Origin of the sequence: Pseudomonas sp. 44 R 15 (genome assembly GCF_900004965.1) — a bacterium.
Classification (GTDB): domain Bacteria; phylum Pseudomonadota; class Gammaproteobacteria; order Pseudomonadales; family Pseudomonadaceae; genus Aquipseudomonas; species Aquipseudomonas orientalis_A.
Genome location: NZ_CVTU01000112.1, coordinates 125,818 through 146,204, shown reverse-complemented (window position 1 = coordinate 146,204; position 20,387 = coordinate 125,818). Strand labels below are relative to the sequence as shown.

Annotated in this window: 24 protein-coding genes; 16 read left to right on the top strand and 8 right to left on the bottom strand. The window is 62.7% G+C overall.

Going from position 1 to position 20,387, the window contains the following annotated elements:
* Positions 1-11 precede the first annotated feature (11 nt).
* The 4 genes from lpxK to BFP93_RS22345 form a co-directional block, all read right to left on the bottom strand.
* Positions 12-1,022, bottom strand: coding sequence for a tetraacyldisaccharide 4'-kinase (gene lpxK / locus BFP93_RS22360; RefSeq protein WP_065894965.1), 1,011 nt, complete (start codon positions 1,020-1,022; stop codon positions 12-14).
* On the bottom strand, positions 1,022-1,450 hold the full coding sequence (locus tag BFP93_RS22355) for an ExbD/TolR family protein (RefSeq protein WP_065884989.1): 429 nt from the start codon (positions 1,448-1,450) through the stop codon (positions 1,022-1,024). Before BFP93_RS22355 ends, lpxK begins: the two co-directional genes overlap by 1 nt.
* Positions 1,447-2,082 (bottom strand): MotA/TolQ/ExbB proton channel family protein, encoded by a 636-nt coding sequence (locus BFP93_RS22350; RefSeq protein WP_065894991.1) that lies wholly within the window; start codon positions 2,080-2,082, stop codon positions 1,447-1,449. Before BFP93_RS22350 ends, BFP93_RS22355 begins: the two co-directional genes overlap by 4 nt.
* Before the next feature lie 109 nt (positions 2,083-2,191).
* Complete coding sequence (locus BFP93_RS22345) at positions 2,192-4,417, bottom strand: DNA internalization-related competence protein ComEC/Rec2 (protein ID WP_065894964.1); 2,226 nt, start codon at positions 4,415-4,417, stop codon at positions 2,192-2,194.
* Positions 4,418-4,552: 135 nt separating this feature from the next.
* On the opposite strand from BFP93_RS22345, the gene BFP93_RS22340 reads away from it, so the two are divergent.
* The 5 genes from BFP93_RS22340 (at position 4,553) to BFP93_RS22320 (ending at position 10,190) form a co-directional block, all read left to right on the top strand.
* Positions 4,553-5,068, top strand: coding sequence for a DUF2062 domain-containing protein (locus BFP93_RS22340; RefSeq protein ID WP_065894963.1), 516 nt, complete (start codon positions 4,553-4,555; stop codon positions 5,066-5,068).
* A gap of 295 nt (positions 5,069-5,363) precedes the next feature.
* Positions 5,364-8,117: a response regulator gene (locus BFP93_RS22335; RefSeq protein WP_065894962.1), complete on the top strand. Its 2,754-nt coding sequence runs from the start codon at positions 5,364-5,366 to the stop codon at positions 8,115-8,117.
* A 170-nt stretch (positions 8,118-8,287) separates the two neighbouring features.
* A complete protein-coding gene (locus BFP93_RS22330) occupies positions 8,288-9,277 on the top strand; it encodes a 2-hydroxyacid dehydrogenase (protein ID WP_065894961.1) in 990 nt (329 codons plus the stop codon).
* Positions 9,278-9,348: 71 nt separating this feature from the next.
* Complete coding sequence (locus BFP93_RS22325) at positions 9,349-9,789, top strand: hypothetical protein (protein WP_065884984.1); 441 nt, start codon at positions 9,349-9,351, stop codon at positions 9,787-9,789.
* On the top strand, positions 9,786-10,190 hold the full coding sequence (locus tag BFP93_RS22320; protein ID WP_065894960.1) for an META domain-containing protein: 405 nt from the start codon (positions 9,786-9,788) through the stop codon (positions 10,188-10,190). Before BFP93_RS22325 ends, BFP93_RS22320 begins: the two co-directional genes overlap by 4 nt.
* Before the next feature lie 63 nt (positions 10,191-10,253).
* On the opposite strand, the gene BFP93_RS22315 is transcribed toward BFP93_RS22320, so the two are convergent.
* A complete protein-coding gene (locus BFP93_RS22315; protein WP_065894959.1) occupies positions 10,254-10,715 on the bottom strand; it encodes a TlpA disulfide reductase family protein in 462 nt (153 codons plus the stop codon).
* Between the two features lie 115 nt (positions 10,716-10,830).
* Between BFP93_RS22315 and arsC the strand changes: the two genes are divergently transcribed.
* The 3 genes from arsC to BFP93_RS22300 are packed head-to-tail and all read left to right on the top strand — an operon-like array spanning position 10,831 to position 12,183.
* Positions 10,831-11,184 carry an arsenate reductase (glutaredoxin) gene (arsC, locus tag BFP93_RS22310; protein ID WP_065894958.1) on the top strand — a complete coding sequence of 118 codons (354 nt, stop codon included), beginning with the start codon at positions 10,831-10,833 and terminating at the stop codon, positions 11,182-11,184.
* The gene (wrbA, locus tag BFP93_RS22305; protein WP_065894957.1) at positions 11,181-11,795 is read left to right on the top strand and encodes an NAD(P)H:quinone oxidoreductase; all 615 of its coding nucleotides are present in this window, start codon (positions 11,181-11,183) and stop codon (positions 11,793-11,795) included. The genes arsC and wrbA overlap by 4 nt, the downstream gene beginning before the upstream one ends.
* Positions 11,779-12,183 carry a DUF2069 domain-containing protein gene (locus BFP93_RS22300; RefSeq protein WP_065894956.1) on the top strand — a complete coding sequence of 135 codons (405 nt, stop codon included), beginning with the start codon at positions 11,779-11,781 and terminating at the stop codon, positions 12,181-12,183. The genes wrbA and BFP93_RS22300 overlap by 17 nt, the downstream gene beginning before the upstream one ends.
* Before the next feature lie 126 nt (positions 12,184-12,309).
* Here BFP93_RS22300 and BFP93_RS22295 read toward each other — a convergent pair whose 3' ends face one another.
* Together BFP93_RS22295 and ttcA are read right to left on the bottom strand one after the other, a co-directional pair.
* Positions 12,310-12,981: a DNA-3-methyladenine glycosylase I gene (locus tag BFP93_RS22295; protein WP_065894955.1), complete on the bottom strand. Its 672-nt coding sequence runs from the start codon at positions 12,979-12,981 to the stop codon at positions 12,310-12,312.
* 67 nt (positions 12,982-13,048) lie between these two features.
* Positions 13,049-13,873 (bottom strand): tRNA 2-thiocytidine(32) synthetase TtcA, encoded by an 825-nt coding sequence (gene ttcA, locus BFP93_RS22290; RefSeq protein WP_065894954.1) that lies wholly within the window; start codon positions 13,871-13,873, stop codon positions 13,049-13,051.
* Positions 13,874-14,235: 362 nt separating this feature from the next.
* Between ttcA and BFP93_RS22285 the strand changes: the two genes are divergently transcribed.
* Together BFP93_RS22285 and BFP93_RS22280 are read left to right on the top strand one after the other, a co-directional pair.
* Positions 14,236-14,838: a Yip1 family protein gene (locus BFP93_RS22285; RefSeq protein ID WP_057721811.1), complete on the top strand. Its 603-nt coding sequence runs from the start codon at positions 14,236-14,238 to the stop codon at positions 14,836-14,838.
* A gap of 128 nt (positions 14,839-14,966) precedes the next feature.
* Entirely contained in the window at positions 14,967-15,461 is a 495-nt protein-coding gene (locus BFP93_RS22280; protein ID WP_065894990.1) for a SprT family zinc-dependent metalloprotease, read from the top strand.
* A 93-nt stretch (positions 15,462-15,554) separates the two neighbouring features.
* Here BFP93_RS22280 and BFP93_RS22275 read toward each other — a convergent pair whose 3' ends face one another.
* A complete protein-coding gene (locus tag BFP93_RS22275) occupies positions 15,555-16,730 on the bottom strand; it encodes a CaiB/BaiF CoA transferase family protein (protein ID WP_065894953.1) in 1,176 nt (391 codons plus the stop codon).
* Positions 16,731-16,888: 158 nt separating this feature from the next.
* On the opposite strand from BFP93_RS22275, the gene tusD reads away from it, so the two are divergent.
* From tusD to BFP93_RS22245, 6 genes are all read left to right on the top strand, one after another.
* Positions 16,889-17,281: a sulfurtransferase complex subunit TusD gene (tusD, locus tag BFP93_RS22270; protein WP_065884976.1), complete on the top strand. Its 393-nt coding sequence runs from the start codon at positions 16,889-16,891 to the stop codon at positions 17,279-17,281.
* On the top strand, positions 17,281-17,631 hold the full coding sequence (gene tusC / locus BFP93_RS22265; RefSeq protein WP_065894952.1) for a sulfurtransferase complex subunit TusC: 351 nt from the start codon (positions 17,281-17,283) through the stop codon (positions 17,629-17,631). The genes tusD and tusC overlap by 1 nt, the downstream gene beginning before the upstream one ends.
* Positions 17,631-17,909 (top strand): sulfurtransferase complex subunit TusB, encoded by a 279-nt coding sequence (tusB, locus tag BFP93_RS22260; RefSeq protein WP_065894951.1) that lies wholly within the window; start codon positions 17,631-17,633, stop codon positions 17,907-17,909. The genes tusC and tusB overlap by 1 nt, the downstream gene beginning before the upstream one ends.
* Positions 17,906-18,241, top strand: a complete 336-nt coding sequence (locus BFP93_RS22255; protein WP_065894950.1) for a TusE/DsrC/DsvC family sulfur relay protein — start codon at positions 17,906-17,908, stop codon at positions 18,239-18,241. The genes tusB and BFP93_RS22255 overlap by 4 nt, the downstream gene beginning before the upstream one ends.
* Positions 18,238-19,239, top strand: coding sequence for a glycosyl transferase family protein (locus tag BFP93_RS22250; protein WP_065894949.1), 1,002 nt, complete (start codon positions 18,238-18,240; stop codon positions 19,237-19,239). The genes BFP93_RS22255 and BFP93_RS22250 overlap by 4 nt, the downstream gene beginning before the upstream one ends.
* A gap of 88 nt (positions 19,240-19,327) precedes the next feature.
* A complete protein-coding gene (locus BFP93_RS22245; protein WP_065894948.1) occupies positions 19,328-20,323 on the top strand; it encodes a glutathione S-transferase family protein in 996 nt (331 codons plus the stop codon).
* Positions 20,324-20,387 lie beyond the last annotated feature (64 nt).

Here is a 20,387-nt window from a genome sequence, read left to right as displayed (position 1 = left end):
AAATAAACGGTTTAAGGCAAAACACGGTTGGGCAGCAGGCGCATCAGTTGTGTGTCGAACCAGGCGACAAACGCCGGCGACGGCAGCGCATCCACCGCAAGGTACCACCAGTCGGGCCGGGCGAAGGCGCGGCACTTCACCGCGTCCTTTTCAGTCATGACCAGCGGCCAATGCGGTGTGAAATCCAACACCTGGGCACTGTAGGGCGCGTGGTCGGCAAACGCATGGGGGATCGGCTGCCAGTGTAGCGTTTCAAGGGTATTGAAGAAACGTTGCGGATTGCCGATACCGGCAACCGCGTGTACCTGCTGGCCTGGCGGAAAGTAGGTGACCGGCTGCCGCTCGCCACTGTGCAGGTTGATCAGCGCCGCAGGCGCAAGGCCAAAGGCAAAGCCGTCTTCGCGGTCCTCGGCGGCACCGTTATAGAGCAGCGCATCCACGCTGTGCAGGCGCTCGACCGGCTCGCGCAACGGCCCGGCCGGCAGGCAACGGCGATTGCCCAGGCCACGGGCGGCATCGATCAGTACCAGTTCGAGATCGCGGGCCAGACGATAGTGTTGAAGACCGTCGTCGGAAAGGATCAGGTCCAGGGTTTCGCTGGCCAACAGCGCGTTCACCGCGCGGCTGCGGTCCGGATCGATCATCAACGGGACACCGCAGCGCTGCACGATCAGTAAAGGTTCGTCGCCGGCCACGTCGGCACTCTGATTGGCCTCGACTCGCCAGGGCAACTGTGGCGGCTTGGCGCCATACCCCCGACTGACCACGCCCACGCGCAGGCCACTGCGGCGGCAGTGCTCGATCATCCACAGGATCAGTGGCGTCTTGCCCGTGCCACCGACGGTGATATTCCCCACCACCACAACGGGCACCGGGGACCGATAGATAGCGCCCTCGCCCGCCAGGAAGCGCGCGCGCTTGCGCTGCACGACCCGGCGATACAACGACTCCAGCGGCCGTAACAGCACAAGCGCCGGATGGCCCTCATACCAGGCCTTGAGCAAACGTTCGGACATGGCCATCAGGGTGGGCTCGCCGCCTCGACGGTGGTCATGCGCAGATGACTGAAACCGAGCTTGCCGGCGGCGTCCATCGCGGTGATCACCGCCTGATGCTGGGTCTTGCCGTCGGCACTGATCGACAGTGGCAGGCTGGTATCGCCGCCGGATTCCTTCTGCAAGGCTTGCATCAGGCTGGCCAGGTCGTTTTTCTCCAGCAACTGGTTGTTCACCGAAAACACCCCATCGGCGCTGATGGCAATGTCCAGTTGCTTGACCTGCTGGTCTTCGGCCGGCGAGCCGCTGACGGCTTCGGGCAAGTCGACGCGCAGCTGGGTTTCCCGGGTGAACGTGGTGGTGACGACAAAGAACAGCAGCAGGATAAACACCACGTCGATCAGCGACGCGAGGTTGATATCGACATTTTCCCGTTGCTTGCGGCGAAATTTCACACTTTGCCCTCGACCAGGTCCACATCACGGTCGCCCTGCACCACTTCCACCAGCTTGATGGCTTCCTGTTCCATGCCGACCACCAGTTCATCGATGCGCCGTTGCAGGAAGCGGTGGAAGAACACCGAAGGGATACCCACCATCAGGCCCGCGGCCGTGGTGATCAGTGCTTTGGAAATACCACCGGCCAGCACGGCGGCGTTGGTGGTCATGCCCGAGCCCATGAACGAGCTGAAAATATCGATCATACCCAGCACCGTGCCCAGCAAACCGAGCAGCGGCGCCATGGCGGCGATGGTGCCGAGGGCGTTGATGTAGCGCTCCAGTTCATGGATCACCCGTGCGGCGGCTTCCTCGATGCACTCTTTCATGATCTCGCGACCATGCTTGGAGTTGGCAAGGCCGGCGGCAAGGATTTCACCCAGCGGCGAATTGGCGCGCAGCTCCTTGAGCTTCTCTTTGTCGAGCTGCTTGTTCTTGATCCAGCCCCAGACTTGCCCCAGCAGATGCTCGGGGGTGACGCGACTGGCGCGCAGGGTCCACAGGCGTTCGGCGACGATGCCGAGTGCGGCGATGGAACTCATGATGATCGGCAACATCATCCAGCCGCCGGATTTGACCAATTCCCACACAGTGAATGCCCCCTCGAAAAAGTGCGCCACTTTATCATATAGGTTCGGCGGCAGGGTTCGTTGGCCGCAGACCAGGCTGTCGCAGCCTGCGGTGTTTGGTAACGCCGGATTACGGCAACGGTTCGCGCCAGAACCGGCGTTGACTGCGCGCAACAATGGCGGGCTGGAAGGCGCCCAACTGAAAGCGCACGGCCCCGTGTTCGGCGCTGTCGTATAGTCGGCTGCCCTGGGCCTGATAGCGTGCGAGCACTTGCGCATGAGGATGACCGAAGGCGTTGCCCCGCCCTCGGGAAATCAGCACCGACGTGGGGGCGAGCCGGTGCACAAAGGATCGGGATGACGAGCTGCGGCTACCATGATGGGGCGCTTGCAGCCAATCGGTTGGCACCGCCAGCGGCGTATCAAGCAAGGCGCGCTCCGCTGCGCTGTCGATATCGCCGGTGAGCAACAGCCGTTCACCCCTGGCCTGCACCTGCAACACACAGGACTTTGGATTGCCACTTATGGCGCCGGACCACTGCCACAACGCAAAAGACACACCATCCCACTCCCACCGCTCGCCACTGATACAGGGCCCCGTCCCGAGAAATGCCGGCAACCCCTCGGTTTCGCCGCCTACCACGCGTGCGATGGGCAGACCACGGGCTATCGCTGCCGCGCCACCGGCGTGATCGGCATCGGCATGGCTCAGCAGCAGCATGTCGAGCCGCTGTACCCCGAGCTTTTTCAATGACGGCAAAACCACGCGTGCACCCAGATCGACCGCCCCGGAACGCGGACCGGCATCGTAAAGCAGCGCATGATTGCGGGTGCGCAGGATCAGCGCCTGCCCCTGGCCGACATCCAACTGCACCACCCCCACCTGCCCGTGGGGTACCGACTCCCTGGGAGGAAACACCGCCAGCAACAGCATGGGCCAGCCCAACAACCGAAACGGCACCCCCTTGGGCAGTAGCAGCAGCAGCGCGCCCACCAGGCTGACCAGCCAACACACCAGCGGCACCTGGGCCGGCGTCCAGGCCGGCAACTGCCCGGCGAGAAGGGTCAGCACGTTGAACCACCCTTCCAACGCCCCGCCGGCCAACCAAAGCAGGCCGTCACCGATCACCGGCACCCACAACAGCACCGTGCCTAGCAGCGCCAAAGGCAACACCACCAGACTGATCCAGGGTACAGCGAACACATTGGCCAATGGCGCAGTGAGGCTGATGGGTAAACCCAGCACCAGCAGGATTGGAAACAGGCCGATAGCAATCAGCCACTGGGGACGCGTCCACGCCTGCCAGAGACCCCAGGGGCCCAGCCGTCCACCGAACGTCAGGATCAGGACCGCAACCGCCGCAAATGACAACCAGAAGCCCGGCGTCAGACTGGCCAGGGGTTCAAGCAGCAGTACGCCATTGAACGCCAGCAATAACGGCCACCACGCGCCCAGATGTCGAAAGCGCAGCCGCCACAGCAACACCAGCCCGACCATCACGCAGGCCCGCTGCACCGGCACGCCAAACCCCGCCAGCAGGCCGTAACCCAGCGCTGCGGCAAAGGCCAGGCCGCACGCCCACGGCAGCCATGGCAGGTGGCGCGGCCAGCATCCGTAACGGGCCATCCCGGCCACCAGTGCGTAGATCAGCCCGGCCAGCAAGCCGATGTGTTGACCGGAAATGACTAACAAATGCACGGTGCCGGTGTCTTGCAACACCTGCCATTGCTCCGCCCGCAGCCCGGAGCCGTCACCCAGCACCAAGGCCGCCAGGGCGGCCTCATGGGTTTGCGCATCGGTGGCCATCAGGCGTTGACGCAGGCTGTCGCGCAAGGCGTTGCGGGCCGGCGCCAGGCGCTGGCCGTCTTTCACCGAGCCCGTGGCCCCAATGCGTTGCGCCAGCAGCCAGGCCTCGTGGTCGACGCCATGAAAATTGAGCAGACCGGACGGCCGCCTGAGGGTGACAGCCAAGCGCCATCGCTCCCCACTGCGCACCGGCGGCCCGCCGTGCCAGGACACCCGGATGCGCTTGGGCAGCCGGGCTTTGCGCGACCGGCTGTCGGCCAGTTCAAAGCGCACGCCGGTGTCCGTCTGTTGCGGCAACCCGACCACACGCCCCTCCACCCAACGCGTCTCGCCGTCCAGCGCCGGGCGCAATCGGTCATCCAGTGCCCACTGCGCGCTGATGCAGGCCCAGCTCACGCCCAGCAGGAAAAACGCCAGCGGATAGGTGCGAAACGGCAGCAGCATCAAGGCCAGCACCGGCATGGCCAACAGCCATCCTGTGGGCGGCAACGCCGGAAGAAAGCGCAGGGTCAGTAACCCCAGCGCGAGCGCGAACATCCCTGTCCTCATGAATCATTCCTTTCAATGACTCACTCAGTCTTAGCCGGAGTTCCCAGGGGCGCCTTTGATGTTTTGTCACAAAGTCTGAATTTTCTGTTTATAGAATACGCGCATACTTGCCCCTCGAACTGACCTGGACCCCCTATGCCCCGGCGCTTATTCAAACGGTACATGCCCGACCCCAGCAGTATCAGGGAACACAAGTCATTACAGTTTCTTGGCACCCTGCTGCATGACCCGAACCTCTGGCACCTGAACCGGCACTCGGTGGCTCGCGCCATGGCCGTGGGCTTGTTTGCCGCGTTTATCCCTATCCCGTTGCAGATGTTGCTGGCCGCGATCCTGGCGATCGTGGTGCGCGGCAACATGCCGATTGCCGTCAGCCTGGTGTGGCTGACCAACCCGGTGACGATGCCGGTGGTGTTTTTCTGCACCTACATGACCGGCGCCTGGTTGATGAACGTGCCGCCGCGCAGCCTGCCCGATAACCTGACCTGGGAATGGATCAGCGGCGAGTTGAGCACGATGTGGCAACCATTCCTGCTGGGCTCGGTGGTCTGCGGGTTGGTATTGGGTGCCCTGGCCTACTGCCTGACCATGGGATATTGGCGCTGGTGGGTCGCGCACCAGTGGAAAAAACGCAAATTACGCCGCCGCTGAGGGCTAACGGGCAGGCAGGTGCAGAGGTACACGCTGGCCCTGCGCGCAATGCGCAAGCCCGGGCCGTAAACCGTCCAACCGAATAAAGCGCGCGAAGATACGTTCCAAGTCAGCCTCATCGGTACCTCCCTCCTGTTTCTCCCGCCAGACGCCGGCCGGCGCCGAATCGCCCGAAGATTGCGACATGTCACTAATTTACGAGATTCCCGAGGGCGCAAATGGCTACACTGCGCACGTGGCGTGGGCCGGATGCCTGCGTGGATGATTGATATCAATGTGGTAGCAGGAGAGTGGCGTGCTTAGAAGAATGGGAATAAAAGGCCGCGTACTGTTGCTGACTTTATTGCCGACCAGCCTGATGGCCCTGCTGTTGGGAGGCTACTTCACCTGGATGCAGCTGTCCGAACTGCAGACGCAATTGCTGCAACGCGGCGAAATGATCGCCGAGCAGTTGGCGCCGCTGGTCGCACCCGCCCTGAGCAGCAGGAACACGGACCTGCTGGAACGCATCGCGACCCAATCCCTGGAACAACCGGATGTGCGTACGGTGTCGATCCTGGCGCCGGACCGCTCGTCCCTGGCCCATGCCGGCCCGACCATGCTCAATCAACCGCCCACTGGCAACAGTTCGCACCTGCTGCAGCGCAGCGGCAATGATGCCACCCGCTACCTCATGCCCGTGTTTGGCCGCCATCGCAACCTCGCGGGCGAGCTGATCCCGGATGAGTCCGACCGCCTGTTGGGCTGGGTCGAAGTGGAACTGTCCCACAACGGCATGTTGCTGCGCGGCTATCGCAGCCTGTTCGCCAGCCTGCTGCTGATCGCAATCGGCTTGATCTGCACCGCGGCGCTGGCCCTGCGCATCAGCCGCACCATCAATTCGCCGATCGGCCAGATCAAGCAAGCCGTGGCCCAGCTCAAGGACGGCAACCTGGAAACCCGTCTGCCGCCGTTGGGCAGCCAGGAGCTGGATCAGTTGGCGTCGGGCATCAACCGCATGGCCGAAACCCTGCAAAACGCCCAGGAGGAATTGCAACACAGCATCGACCAGGCCACCGAGGATGTGCGCCAGAACCTGGAAACCATCGAGATCCAGAACATCGAGCTGGACCTGGCCCGCAAGGAAGCCCTGGAAGCCAGCCGGATCAAATCGGAATTCCTGGCCAATATGAGCCATGAGATCCGCACCCCGCTCAACGGCATCCTGGGCTTCACCCACTTGCTGCAAAAAAGCGAATTGTCGCCGCGTCAGCTGGATTACCTGGGCACCATCGAAAAATCCGCCGACAACCTGCTGGGCATCATCAACGAAATCCTCGACTTCTCGAAGATCGAAGCCGGCAAACTGGTGCTCGACAGCGTGCCCTTCAACCTGCGCGACCTGCTGCAAGACACCCTGACCATCCTCGCTCCCGCCGCCCACGCCAAACAGCTCGAACTGGTCAGCCTGGTCTATCGTGACACGCCGCTGTCACTGGTGGGCGACCCGCTGCGCCTCAAGCAGATCCTGACCAACCTGATCAGCAACGCGATCAAGTTCACCCGCGAAGGCACCATTGTTGCCCGCGCGATGATCGAGGACGAACAGGAAGACAGCGTGCAGCTGCGCATCAGCGTGCAGGACACGGGCATCGGCCTGTCCAACCAGGACGTGCGTGCGCTGTTCCAGGCCTTCAGCCAGGCGGACAATTCGCTGTCGCGCCAGCCGGGTGGTACCGGCCTGGGCCTGGTGATTTCCAAGCGCCTGATCGAACAGATGGGCGGCGAAATCGGCGTCGACAGCACACCGGGCGAAGGCTCGGAGTTCTGGATCAGCCTGAACCTGCCCAAGACCCGCGACGACGTTGAAGACTTGCCCAGCGCGCCGCTGCTCGGACGCCGCGTGGCCGTGCTGGAGAACCACGAACTGGCGCGCCAGGCCCTGCAACACCAGTTGGAAGACTGCGGCCTGGAGGTGACCCCGTTCAACACCCTGGAAAGCCTGACCAACGGCATTACCAGCGCGCACCAGACCGAACAGGCGATTGACCTGGCGGTGCTCGGCGTCACCGCCAACGACATCCCGCCCGAGCGCCTCAACCAGCACTTGTGGGACCTCGAACACCTCGGCTGCAAGGTGCTGGTGCTGTGCCCGACGACCGAGCAGATGCTGTTCAACCAATCGGTGCCCAACCCCAACAGCCAGTTGCAGGCCAAGCCCGCGTGTACGCGCAAGCTGCGCCGGTCCCTGGCCGACCTGATCAGCCCGCGCCCTTTGCGCAACGAACCGGGCGAGCCATTGTCCAGCCGTGCGCCGCGCGTGCTGTGCGTGGACGATAACCCGGCGAACCTGTTGCTCGTGCAAACCCTGCTTGAAGATATGGGCGCCAAGGTCATGGCCGTGGAAAGCGGCTATGCGGCCATTGACGCGGTCAAGCAGGAAACCTTCGACCTGGTGTTGATGGATGTGCAGATGCCGGGCATGGACGGGCGCCAGAGTACCGAGGCGATTCGGCAATGGGAAAGCGAACGCCATGGCACGCCGCTGCCGGTGGTCGCCCTCACCGCCCATGCCATGGCCAACGAAAAACGCGCCCTGCTGCAAAGCGGCATGGACGATTACCTGACCAAACCTATCAGCGAGCGGCAACTGGCCCAGGTGGTGCTGAAATGGACCGGCCTGGCCCTGCGCAACCAAGGGCCGGAACGCGTTCCCGAAGGCCCCGGCCCAGGCGTGCAACTGCTGGTGCTGGACCATGAGGAAGGCTTGCGCCTGGCCGCCAACAAGGCCGACCTGGCGGCGGACATGCTCGCCATGCTGCTGGCCTCCCTGGAAGCCGATCGCCTGGCGATCACGGTCGCCCGTGAAGCCAATGACAATCATGCCCTGATCGAACGCGTCCATCGCCTGCATGGCGCCACGCGCTACTGCGGCGTGCCGCAATTGCGCGCGGCCTGCCAGCGCGCCGAAACCCTGCTCAAGCAGGACGACGCCAAGGCCATGGCTGCACTGGATGAACTGGACATGGCAATTGCACGGTTGGCCAGTGAAGCGCGGGTCAGCGCCTGACGCTATTTTCAGGTGGGGCTTGCCCTAATACCTGTAGGAGCGAGCTTGCTCGCGAAAAACTCCCAGGCACCGCGCTCATTCAGGAAGCACGCGTTATCGTTGACGTTTTTCGCGAGCAAGCTCGCTCCTACAGGCATTTTTCACGTGTAAATCGCAGGGAGCCCCTTTCAATGCGCGTCATTCTTTTCAGCAGCCAAGCCTACGACCGCGACAGTTTTAGCGCTGAGCCACTCCCCCAGGGCATCGAGCTGCAATTGCAACCCGCCCGCCTCAACCTCGATACCGTGGCCCTGGCCGAACACCATGAGGTGGTCTGCGCCTTTATCAACGATGACCTCAGCGCCCCGGTACTCGAGCAACTGGCCAAAGGTGGCACGCGCCTGATTGCGTTGCGCTCGGCCGGCTATAACCATGTCGACCTGCGCGCCGCCAAGCGCCTGGGCCTGAGCGTGGTGCGCGTACCGGCCTACTCGCCCCACGCCGTGGCCGAGCATGCCGTGGCGCTGGTGCTGGCCCTGAACCGGCGCCTGCACCGCGCCTACAACCGCACCCGCGATGGCGATTTCAGCCTGCACGGGCTCACCGGGTTCGACCTGGTCGGCAAAACCGTCGGTGTGGTCGGTACCGGGCAGATCGGCGCCACCTTCGCCAGGATCATGAACGGTTTCGGCTGCCGGTTGCTGGCCCACGACCCCTTCCCCAACCCTGAGGTCCAAGCCATGGGCGCGCGCTACGTGAGCCTGCCCGAACTGCTCGCCGAGGCGCAGGTCATCAGCCTGCATTGCCCGCTGACGGCCGACAGCAGGCACCTGATCAACGCCGACACCCTGGCCCACATGCAACCGGGCGCCATGCTGATCAATACCGGCCGCGGTGGCCTGGTCGACACGCCGGCGCTGGTGGAAGCGCTCAAGAGCGGCCAACTCGGTTACCTGGGGCTGGATGTCTATGAAGAAGAGGCCCAGCTGTTTTTCGAGGACCGCTCGGACCTGCCCCTGCAAGACGACGTGCTCGCCCGCCTGCTGACCTTCCCCAATGTGATCATCACCGCCCACCAGGCCTTCCTGACCCGCGAGGCACTGGCGGCGATTGCTGGCACTACACTGGCCAATATTGCAGCGTGGGCCGACGGCCACGCGCAGAACCTCGTCGAGGGATGATCAGCGGTCACATACCGGGCTCATGATAGTCCGGCACCCGTGATAGGATGCCGCGCCTATTTGGAGGATCCATGGCCGAACACGATTTCCGCTTCAGCTTGCTGAGCCCGCAACACACTCTGATCGAATGCCGCGCCCTGGTGCCGGGCCGTTATCAAGTCACCGGCAACGGTGGTTCGATCAAGCATGGCGACGTGCTCATCGTCACCCTGCGCGGCAGCAAAACCCTGTCGATGCGCCTGACCGTGGAAGGTGACGCGCGCTATTCCATCCGCCCGGCGGGCCAATGGGTCGCCATGGCCCAGGGGCCGAAATTCGGCGAGTTGGAGATTCACACCTGGAAGGTCAATTGCGACAGCTGCGACAGCGTGCTGGAGTTCGAATTCGCGGTGGAAACCAAGCTCACCCAGGAACCGCTGCAACCGGCCGCCAATGCCCGCATCAAAGCACTCGGCTGGGCCAGCGAAGGCGACAGTCACCGCTGCCCGAAATGCCAGCAGGCCGCGCAATGAAGCGCCTGCTGCTGCTCGCCGCCATGGGTACGGCCCTGAGCGGCTGCGCCGGCGATGCGGTCAAGCTCAAGCAGGATCACAGCTATGTAGTGGAGTGGATCGGCGAGCGGCCGTTGATGGACTACGCGCACCTGACCGTGACCCTCGGTGCCGATGGTCGCGCCTATGGCAATGGCGGCTGCAACCACTGGTTTGCGCCGTACACCCTTGAAGGCGCCAAACTCAGTTTCGGCCCGATCGGCAGCACCCGCAAACTGTGCGCCGAGGCGCTGATGGAGCAGGAGCACCGCTTCTTCCAGGCCCTGCAAGGCGTACAGCGCTGGGATATCTCGCCGATCGAGCAGACGCGATTCTGGCCCGCCGAAGGCAAGCCGATTCGCTTGTGGCTTGAAGAAGGCTGATATCCCCAATCTTTAGTTTGATGGGGTTCCAAATGTGGGAGGGGGCTTGCCCCCTCCCACACTTTAACCGCGCAAGGCCTTGAGTTTGGCCAACACGCCCTCCGCCGTCTGCTCACCCATCAGTTGCTCGCGCACCTTGCCCTGGTCATCGATGATGTAGGTCACCGGCAGCGCCTCGCTACGCGGAATATCGAAGATGCCCTCCGGGTTCTGCGCCAGTACGGTGAACTTGATGCCCAGCTTGTCACTGGCAGCCTTGAGCTCCTCACCCTGCACATTGTCGAAGTTGACCCCGAACACGCCCACGTTCTGCGCTTTCAACTGTTCGGCCAGGGCATTGAGCTCGGGGATTTCCGTGCGGCACGGGCCACACCATTCGGCCCAGTAATTGACCACCAGCCACTGCTTGTCCAGGCGTTCGGCCGGCACTTTCTGGCCGTACTGGTCAACGCCGTAATCGTTACCGCAGCCGCTGAGCAGCAGGGTTGTGATGATCGCCAATGCTCCGATCAGTCGCCTTGTCATGGGGTAATCCTTCGCAAAAATGAACGTGGGCTGCGGCCTATCGCCTCTGACGGTTTAAGGACAGGCGCCAGCACGGGTAGAATACCCGCCACCTTACGCAAGATGCGACCCGCACATGACCGATCTGACGCTTTATCACAACCCGCGCTGCTCGAAATCCCGCGGTGCGCTTGAACTGCTCGAAGCTCGCGGCCTCACGCCAACCGTGGTGCGCTATCTGGAAACGCCGCTGAACGCGGCACAATTGCAGGCCCTGCTGGCCAAACTTGGCCTCAATGCCCGCCAATTGTTGCGCACCGGCGAAGATGAATACAAAAGCCTCAACCTGGCCGACGCCAGCCTCAGCGAAGCGCAACTGATCGCCGCCATCGCTGCACACCCCAAGTTGATGGAACGCCCGATCCTGGAAACCGCCGATAAAGCCATCATTGGCCGCCCGCCGGAAAACGTGCTGGAGATCCTGCCGTGACTGCGCCCTACGTGCTGGTGTTGTATTACAGCCGCAATGGCTCGGTCAGCGAAATGGCCCGGCAGATTGCCAGGGGCGTCGAGCAAGGCGGCATGGAAGCCCGGCTGCGCACCGTGCCGGCGATCTCAACCGAGTGCGAGGCCGTGGCGCCGAGTATCCCGGACGAAGGCGCGCTGTATGCCAGCCTGGATGACCTGAAACACTGCTCGGCCCTGGCCCTGGGCAGCCCGACCCGTTTCGGCAACATGGCCGCGCCGCTCAAGTACTTCCTCGACGGCACCAGCAACCTGTGGCTCACCGGCGCCCTGGTCGGCAAGCCCGCCGGCGTGTTCACCTCCACCGCCAGCCTGCACGGCGGCCAGGAGACCACTCTGATGTCGATGCTGCTGCCGCTGCTGCACCACGGCATGCTGATCACCGGCCTGCCCTACAGCGAACAGGCGCTGCTCGACACCCAGGGCGGCGGCACGCCCTATGGCGCCAGCCACCACGCCGGGCCTGACGGCAAGCGTCTGCTCGACCCGCATGAAATCAGTCTGTGCCGCGCCCTGGGCCTGCGTCTGGCCAAGACCGCCACACTGCTGGAGAACGGCGTTGGCCAGAAAGCCTAAGGTCCTGCCGTCCCAGGCGTGGCTGGAACCACGGGTCAAGCTGGCGCGCGCACTGAGTCTGCTGGCGTTTTTCGGCCTGGTGGGCTTGTTGTGCGCGTATTACCTGTTCGTCGCCGACCTGCACGGGGCGCGCCCGTGGGTGATCCTGCTGATCGAACTGGTGCCGCTGCTGGTGCTGGCGCCAGGGATGATCACAGGCAGCGCGCGTGGGCATTCGTGGATGTGCTTTGTGGTGAACCTGTATTTCATCAAGGGCGCACTGGCCGCGTATGACCCGAACCGCCAGGGCTTCGGAGTGCTGGAAATGCTGGCGAGCCTGGCGGTGTTTTGTACGGCGCTCTTGTATGTGCGCTGGCGGCATCAGTTGAATCGGCGACTCGCCGATTGACACACTCTGACGATCGTTCCCACGCTCCGCGTGGGAATGCTGCCCCGGACGCTCCGCGTCCCAGACCTTGTGTAAGGGTGACGCAGAGCGTCACAGGATGCATTCCCACGCAGAGCGTGGGAACGATCAGTGGTTGACGGTGTAGGCCAGCATCATCGACAACTGGCACATTGGCCGCCCACTCTCGGCATGCCATTGGTTGAACGCGCCCTGCACCGTCGCCAAATCCCGCAGGCTGGTCGGCGCCTTGTCGACGATCTTCTGCGCATTCAGCGCCGCCACCACGTCATCGCTCGGTACAAACGTATCCTTGCCTACCATGCGCAGGAAACGCGGGGCCGACAGCCCGCCCAACTGGTGGCCGTGCTTGCTCAGGTATTTCCACAGCCCAACGATATCGGTCACCGGCCAGTCGGCGACAAACGCACCGAAGCTGCCCTTTTCCTGCTCGATATCCAGAATCATCTGCGCATTGCGCGGCACGCTCTTGAGCTTGCCCAGGTGGCGGATGATGCGCGTGTCCTGCATCAGCCGTTCCAGATGTTCGGCGCCCATCAGTACGACTTTTTCCGGATCAAAGCCGAAAAACACCTGTTCGAACGCGGGCCATTTCGCGTCGACCACACTGTGTTTCAAGCCCGCACGAAAGACTCGCAGCGCCAGGGTCGACAGGTAGCGATCATCGCTGATCCTGCGCAGTTGTGCCGGGGTCTTGGGCGCAGGCAGATGGGCTTCCAGCTTGGCCGCCGAACCGAAGCGGTTCAGACAATATTCGTGCAGCCACTTGTAATCGCGCATGCCCTCTCCTGGCAGTTGAATGGAAAACGGCGCCCGCAAGCGCCGTGTACTAGAGCCTCGATGCGGCTCAGAGGTTCACTACATTGACGAAACGCGAGGCGGCCGTCTCATCGATTTTCAAGCTGGCGAAGTCGAACAGGTTGCGATCGGCCAGTTGCGACGGGATCACATTCTGCAGGCTGCGAAAAATACTCTCGGTGCGCCCCGGGGTCTTGCGCTCCCACTCCTGCAGCATGTCCTTGACCACCTGGCGCTGCAGGTTTTCCTGGGAGCCGCACAGGTTGCACGGAATGATCGGGAATTGCTTGAAGTCGGAATAAGCCTGGATGTCCTTCTCGTTGCAATACGCCAGCGGGCGGATCACCACGTTGCGTCCGTCATCGGCGCGCAGTTTGGGCGGCATGGCCTTGAGCGAACCGTTGAAGAACATATTCAGGAAGAAGGTTTCGACGATGTCGTCGCGATGATGCCCCAGGGCCATCTTGGTCGCGCCGATCTCATCGGCAAAGGTATAGAGCGTGCCACGCCGCAGGCGCGAGCACAGCGAGCAGGTGGTCTTGCCTTCCGGAATCAGTTCCTTGACCACCGAATACGTGTCTTTCTCGACAATGTGGTACTCGACGCCCAGCTCGTTCAGGTAGGCCGGCAGCACATGCTCGGGAAAGCCGGGCTGCTTCTGGTCCATGTTGACGGCAACGATCTCGAACTTGATCGGTGCGACCTTTTGCAGGTGCAGCAGCACGTCGAGCAGGGTGTAGCTGTCTTTGCCGCCGGAGAGGCAGACCATGACCTTGTCGCCCTCCTCGATCATGTTGAAATCAGCGACCGCTTCACCGGCCAGGCGACGCAGGCGTTTTTGCAGTTTGTTCTGGTTGACCGTAAGAGTGCCCATGGCGCTTGGATCCGCTAAAGGTGTGTGACGAAAAGCCGGGGATTTTACCGGTATGAACGACCAAGTTCCAATGTGGGAGGGGGCTTGCCCCCGATGGCGGTGTATCAGTAGCAACTACCTCGACTGACACACTGCCATCGGGGGCAAGCCCCCTCCCACACTGGATCACATTGCCATCCACAGACCCAGCGGCGATTAAGCCCCGCGTTTACAGCGCGATTTACTCTAAAGGCCCTACAGTTTTCCCGGGTATCACTTCCTATACTGCGACGTGAGGTCGCACAACTATCCAGACCTTGCAGGCCAGTTGGCCGGTGGGCGCTCCGATGGGGGCGATAGGAATAACGACAGGAGTGACCGGCATGATCCATCACGTCGTGGGGCTGTTTACCCATCCCGATCAGGAATGGCGGGAAATTCGTGGCGATAAAGAAGAAAGCATCAGCCACATGTACCTCACTCACACGCTGGTGCTCGCAGCGATCCCCGCCATCTCCGCGTTTATCGGCACCACCCGGGTCGGCTGGGTCATCGGCAACCGCGCGCCGGTCATGCTTACCCAGGAAAGCGCGCTGTGGATGACCCTGATGTCGTACGCCGCCATGCTGGGCGGTGTGGCGGTGATGGGCGCGTTCATTCACTGGATGGCCCGCACCTATGACGCCAACCCCAGCATGGCGCGTTGCGTGGCCTTTGCCACCTATACCGCGACGCCCCTGTTTATCGGCGGGCTGGCGGCGCTCTATCCGCACATGTGGCTGGGTATGGTGGTGGGGACCGCAGCAATCTGCTACACGGTGTATCTGCTGTATGTGGGCTTGCCGACGTTCATGAGTATCGATCCGGATGAAGGTTTTCTGTTCTCCAGCTCGGTATTGGCCGTGGGCCTGGTGGTGCTGGTGGCGATCATGGCGTTTACCGTGATCGTCTGGGGCCTGGGCGTCGGGCCCATCTACACCAGTTGAGCCCCAGGCATGCAGGCAAAGCCACCGAGAAGGTGGCTTTTTGCGTTAGCCATGACCATTCGGCGCCTGAGAGATTCGGAAACCCCCTGCTTTGCGGCATACTGGGCGTCTCTGGAGATATGTACAGCATGCCCGAGCAACTCAATACCCGCGTCGAAGATTGTTTCCTGCAAGCCGAATCCTTTTTCAAACGAAGCTTCAAACGCCCCACCGTCAGCCTCAAGCTGCGGGGCCAGAAAGCCGGTGTCGCGCATTTGCACGAAAACCTGCTGCGCTTCAATCCTCAGCTCTACCAAGAAAACAGCCAACACTTCCTCAAGCAGACCGTGGCCCACGAAGTGGCGCACCTGATTGCCCACCAACTGTTTGGCGAGCGCATCCAGCCCCATGGAGAGGAATGGCAGTTGATCATGCGTGGGGTCTACGAACTGCCGCCGGACCGTTGTCACACCTATGCGATCAAGCGTCGCCAAGTGACTCGCTATATCTACCGGTGCCCGTGTGCCGACAGTGACTTTGCGTTTTCAGCCCAGCGCCATGGGATGGTCGGCCAGGGGCGGCGGTACCTGTGTCGGCGGTGCCGGCATACTCTCGTGTTCACTGGGGAGACTCGGGTGGAGTGAGGGCCTCATCGGGGACAAGCCCCCCTCCCACCTTTGTTTTGTGAATACATTCCAAATGTGGGAGGGGGCTTGCCCCCGATGAGGCCAGAACAGTCACCCAATCACCTTGGCCTGCCGCAAATCCGCAATCCGCTGAGCGCTCAACCCCAACTCCACCAACACTTCATCACTGTGCGCACCGACCGCCGCCCCGATATGCCGTGGTGCCGGCAACCCCTCGGAGAACTTCAGCGGGCAGGCCATCTGCGCCTGGGTCGAACCATCGCCCCTCGGCACCTGGCTGATCAAATCGCGCGCCTGCAACTGCGGATGCGCCAGCGCTTCACTCATGCTCAACACCGGTTCCACACACGCATCCACGCCCGCAAATAACGCACACAGCTCGTCAAAGCTGCGTTTTTCAAACTCCACCTGCAACGCCCGCTTGAGTGCCGGCTGCTGCTCAGGCTTCACACCGTGCACCGCGAGCTCCGGTCGCCCCAGGGTTTCACACAGCTGCTGCATGAACGCCGGTTCCAGGCTGCCCACCGACATCCAGCGACCGTCACGGGTGCGGTAGTAATCGTAAAAACTGCCGCCATTGAGCACATGGGTTTCCCGCTCCGGCTCCACCCCGCAGGCCAGGTAACCCGCGCCGGCCATGGCGTTCAGGCTGAACGAGCAGTCGGTCATGCTCACATCCAGGTATTGACCGACGCCGCTGTGCTGCCGCGCAACCACCGCCGCGAGCACGCCCACCACCGCATGCAGGGACCCGCCGCCCACATCCGCCAGTTGCACGCCCAGCGGCAACGGCCCACTGTCCCGCCGCCCGGTGTGGCTGGCCACGCCTGCGACAGCGAGATAGTTGATGTCGTGACCGGCGCGGTCCCTGTAGGGGCCGGTCTGGCCGTAGCCGGTGATCGACACATAGATCAGCCTGGGGTTGATCGCCTTCAGTGCGTCGTACCCCAGGCCCAGACGGTCCATGACCCCGGGGCGGAACTGTTCGATGAGGATATCGGTGCCCTTGACCAGCTCGAAGACGATCTGCAGCGCCTCGTCCCGCTTGAGGTCCAGCGCCAGGCTGCGCTTGTTGCGATTGAGATAGGCATGGCTCGCCGACGTGCCGTGATCATGGGGCGGCCACACGCGCAACAGGTCCGGCCGCGTCGGCGATTCGATGCGCAGCACGTCGGCGCCCATGTCCGCCAGCATCAGCGAGGCGAACGGGCCGGGCAGCAGGGTGGAAAAATCCAGCACTTTGAGGGACGCCAAGGGACCTGACATACAAACTCCGTTTGCGATTGGACTGGCCACAGCGTAGTCAGCCTTCGGTGCCGGCGGCAATCGTCAGAACGATCAAGCGCAGTGACCGTTTTGATCACGGCGGGCTTTTTCGTCGCGGCGGCTTTATCATTGGCCCACGTTTGTTCGCAGAGTGTTCCATGAAGTTCGCGATTGCAGTGTTTTGCGCCGCCCACGCGCCCGCCTCGCGCCGCGCCCTGTTGTTCGCCCAGGCGGCTTTGGCCGGCGGGCATGAAATTGTGCGGCTGTTTTTTTATCAGGATGGCGTGTACAGCGCCTCCAATAATATCGTCGCGCCCCAGGACGAGCAGGACATCGCGCGCCAGTGGCGCGAATTTGTCGGCACCCACCAACTCGACGGCGTCGTGTGCATCGCCGCCGCCTTGCGCCGTGGCGTGCTCAATGCCGAGGAAGCCACGCGCTATCAACGCAGCGCGGTGAACCTGGACGCGCCCTGGGCCTTGTCGGGCCTGGGGCAGTTGCATGATGCGATTCAGGACGCCGACCGCCTGATCTGTTTTGGAGGTGCGTGATGGCCCAATCATTGCTGATCATCAGCCGCCAAGCGCCATGGTCCGGCCCCAGCGCGCGCGAAGCGCTGGATATCGTGCTGGCCGGAGGCGCGTTCGATCTGCCTATCGGCCTGCTGTTTCTGGACGACGGCGTGTTCCAGCTGGCGCGGCACCAGGACGCCAGGGCCGTGCAACAAAAGGATTTGAGCGCCAACCTGCAGGCGCTGGGCCTGTTCGGCATCGATGACGTGTTCGCCTGCGGCCACAGCCTGTCCGCACGCGGGCTGCCGCCACCGGACAATGCGCAGGCCCTGGACAGCCAGGCCATTTCCAGGCTGATTGACCGTTACGATCAGGTGATTACCCTCTGATGTCGACTCTACATGTGGTGAGCCACTCCCCCTTTACCGACAGCCGTCTGGACAGTTGCCTGCGTGTGTGCGGCAACGCGGATGCCATCCTGCTGTGCGGCGACGGCGCCTACGGCCTGCACAACGCAGCGCTGCAAACCAGGGGGGTAAAAGTGTTTGTGCTGGCTGAAGACCTGCAGGCACGCAACCTGCCGCTCCCGGACTGGGCCGACAGCGTCGACTATCCGGGGTTCGTGCAGCTGTCGATCGACTATGGCAAGGTCAACAGTTGGTTATGAACACACTGACCGTCGGCACGCGCAGCCTGGCACTGGACAAGGACGGCTACCTCGTCGACCTGGATGACTGGTCCGATGAGGTGGCGCACGCCCTGGCCACCGCCGAAGCCGTGGAACTGACCCCGGACCACTGGGAAATCCTCCTGTTGCTGCGCCAGTTCTATAGCGAATTCCAGCTGTCCCCCGCCACGCGCCCGCTGATCAAGTACACCGCCTTGAAGCTCGGCCCGCAAAAGGGCAACAGCCTGCACCTCAATAAACTGTTCAACGGCACTCCCGCCAAACTCGCCGCCAAGCTGGCGGGCCTGCCCAGGCCGACGAATTGCTTATGACCGATTTTGCCCCCCTGACCCTCTCGACGCCTGAAGAACATCCGTTTGCGCCGTTCGTGCGCATCCTGGGCAAAGGCAAGCGCGGCGCACGCAACCTCACCCGTGAGGAAGCGCGGCAAGCCATGGGCATGCTGCTCGACGAAAAAGTCGAAGACACCCAGCTGGGCGCCTTCCTCATGCTGCTGCGGCACAAGGAAGAAAGCCCGGAAGAGCTCGCCGGCTTCACCGAAGCGGTACGCGAGCGGTTGAACCCGCCCGCATTGAATGTGGATATCGACTGGCCGACCTACGCCGGCAAAAAGCGCCACTTGCCCTGGTTCCTGCTGGCGGCCAAATGCCTGGCGCAACAGGGTGTGCGCATCCTCATGCACGGCGGCGGCGCGCATACGGCGGGGCGCTTGTACACCGAGCAACTGCTGGAGCGCTTGCACATACCGCTGTGCCGCAATTGGCAGCAGGTCGAGGCAGCGTATGCACACGGCAACCTGGCGTTCATCCCGCTGGGCGACTGGGCGCCCCAGTTGCAGCGCATGATCGATCTGCGCAACACCCTGGGCCTGCGCTCGCCGATCCACTCCCTGGCCCGCCTGCTCAACCCGCTGAATGCCCGTTGCGGCCTGCAAAGCATTTTCCACCCGGGTTACCAGGGCGTGCACCGCGATGCCAGTGGCCTGCTGGGCGACAACGTGATTGTGGTCAAGGGCGACGGCGGCGAGATCGAGATCAACCCCGACACCCTCAGCCACCTGTATGGCACCACCGGCGGCCAGAGCTGGGACGAAGAATGGCCCGCCCTCTCCGCCCAGCGCCACGTCAAACCGGCAACCCTGGAGCCCGCACATCTGAACGCCCTGTGGCGTGGCGAGGTCGAAGACAGCTACCCGCAACTGGCGCTGATCGCGACCATGGCCCTGGCCTTGCGCGGCCTGGGACACGCCCGCGAGCAGGCGTTCGAACTGGCACAGCAATACTGGGAAGCGCGAGACAAATCGATTTAATCGATCATTCACCTCCGGTCTTTGCGCTTTTAGTTCGAACTCATCCCTTTAGACTGGGCTCCAACGCTTATTAGCCAAGGAGCCAGTCATGGGTTTGCTGATCGAAGGACACTGGAAAGACCAGTGGTACGAAAGTAGCGCAGATGGCGCTTTCCAGCGCGAACAGGCGCAACGTCGTCACTGGGTGACCGCCGACGGCCAGCCCGGCCCGAGCGGCGAAGGCGGTTTCAAGGCCGAGGCCGGACGCTATCACCTCTACGTTTCCCTGGCCTGTCCCTGGGCCCACCGCACCCTGATCCTGCGCAAGCTCAAGGGCCTGGAAAGCCTGATTGACGTCTCGGTAGTCAGTTGGCTGATGCTGGAAAACGGCTGGACCTTCGACAAGGCCCACGGCTCAAGCGGCGACGCGCTGGACGGTTTCGACTTCATGCACCAGCGCTACACCGCCGACACCGCTGACTACACCGGGCGCGTCACGGTGCCGGTGTTGTGGGACAAAAAGCTCAAGCGCATCGTCAGCAACGAATCGGCGGAGATCATCCGCATGTTCAACAGCGCCTTCAATGAACTGACCGGCAATACCCTGGATTTCTACCCGCAGGCATTGCGCTCGACCATCGACACCCTGAACGAACGCATCTACCCCGCCGTGAACAACGGCGTGTACCGCGCCGGGTTCGCCACCTCGCAGCAGGCTTATGCAAGCGCGTTTGATGATGTATTTGCCGAGCTTGATCACCTGGAACATCACTTGGGCGAGCATCGCTACCTGGCCGGCGAATACCTGACCGAGGCGGATGTACGGCTGTTCACTACGCTGATTCGTTTTGATGCAGTGTATTACAGCCACTTCAAGTGCAACCTGCGGCGGATTGCCGATTATCCGAACCTGTCGAACTGGCTAAGGGAGATGTATCAGTGGCCGGGAGTGGCCGAGACGGTGGATTTCGAGCATATCAAGGGGCATTACTATGCCAGCCATCGGACCATCAATCCGACGGGGATTGTGCCGAAGGGGCCGTTGCAGCGGTTTGATGTTGGCCATGATCGGGCGCGGTTGAGTGGCAAAGGTGTGTGGCGCTGATCCGGATCATGGGCTGGAGCTGATGGCCTCATCGGGGGCAAGCCCCCTCCCACACTTGGAATGC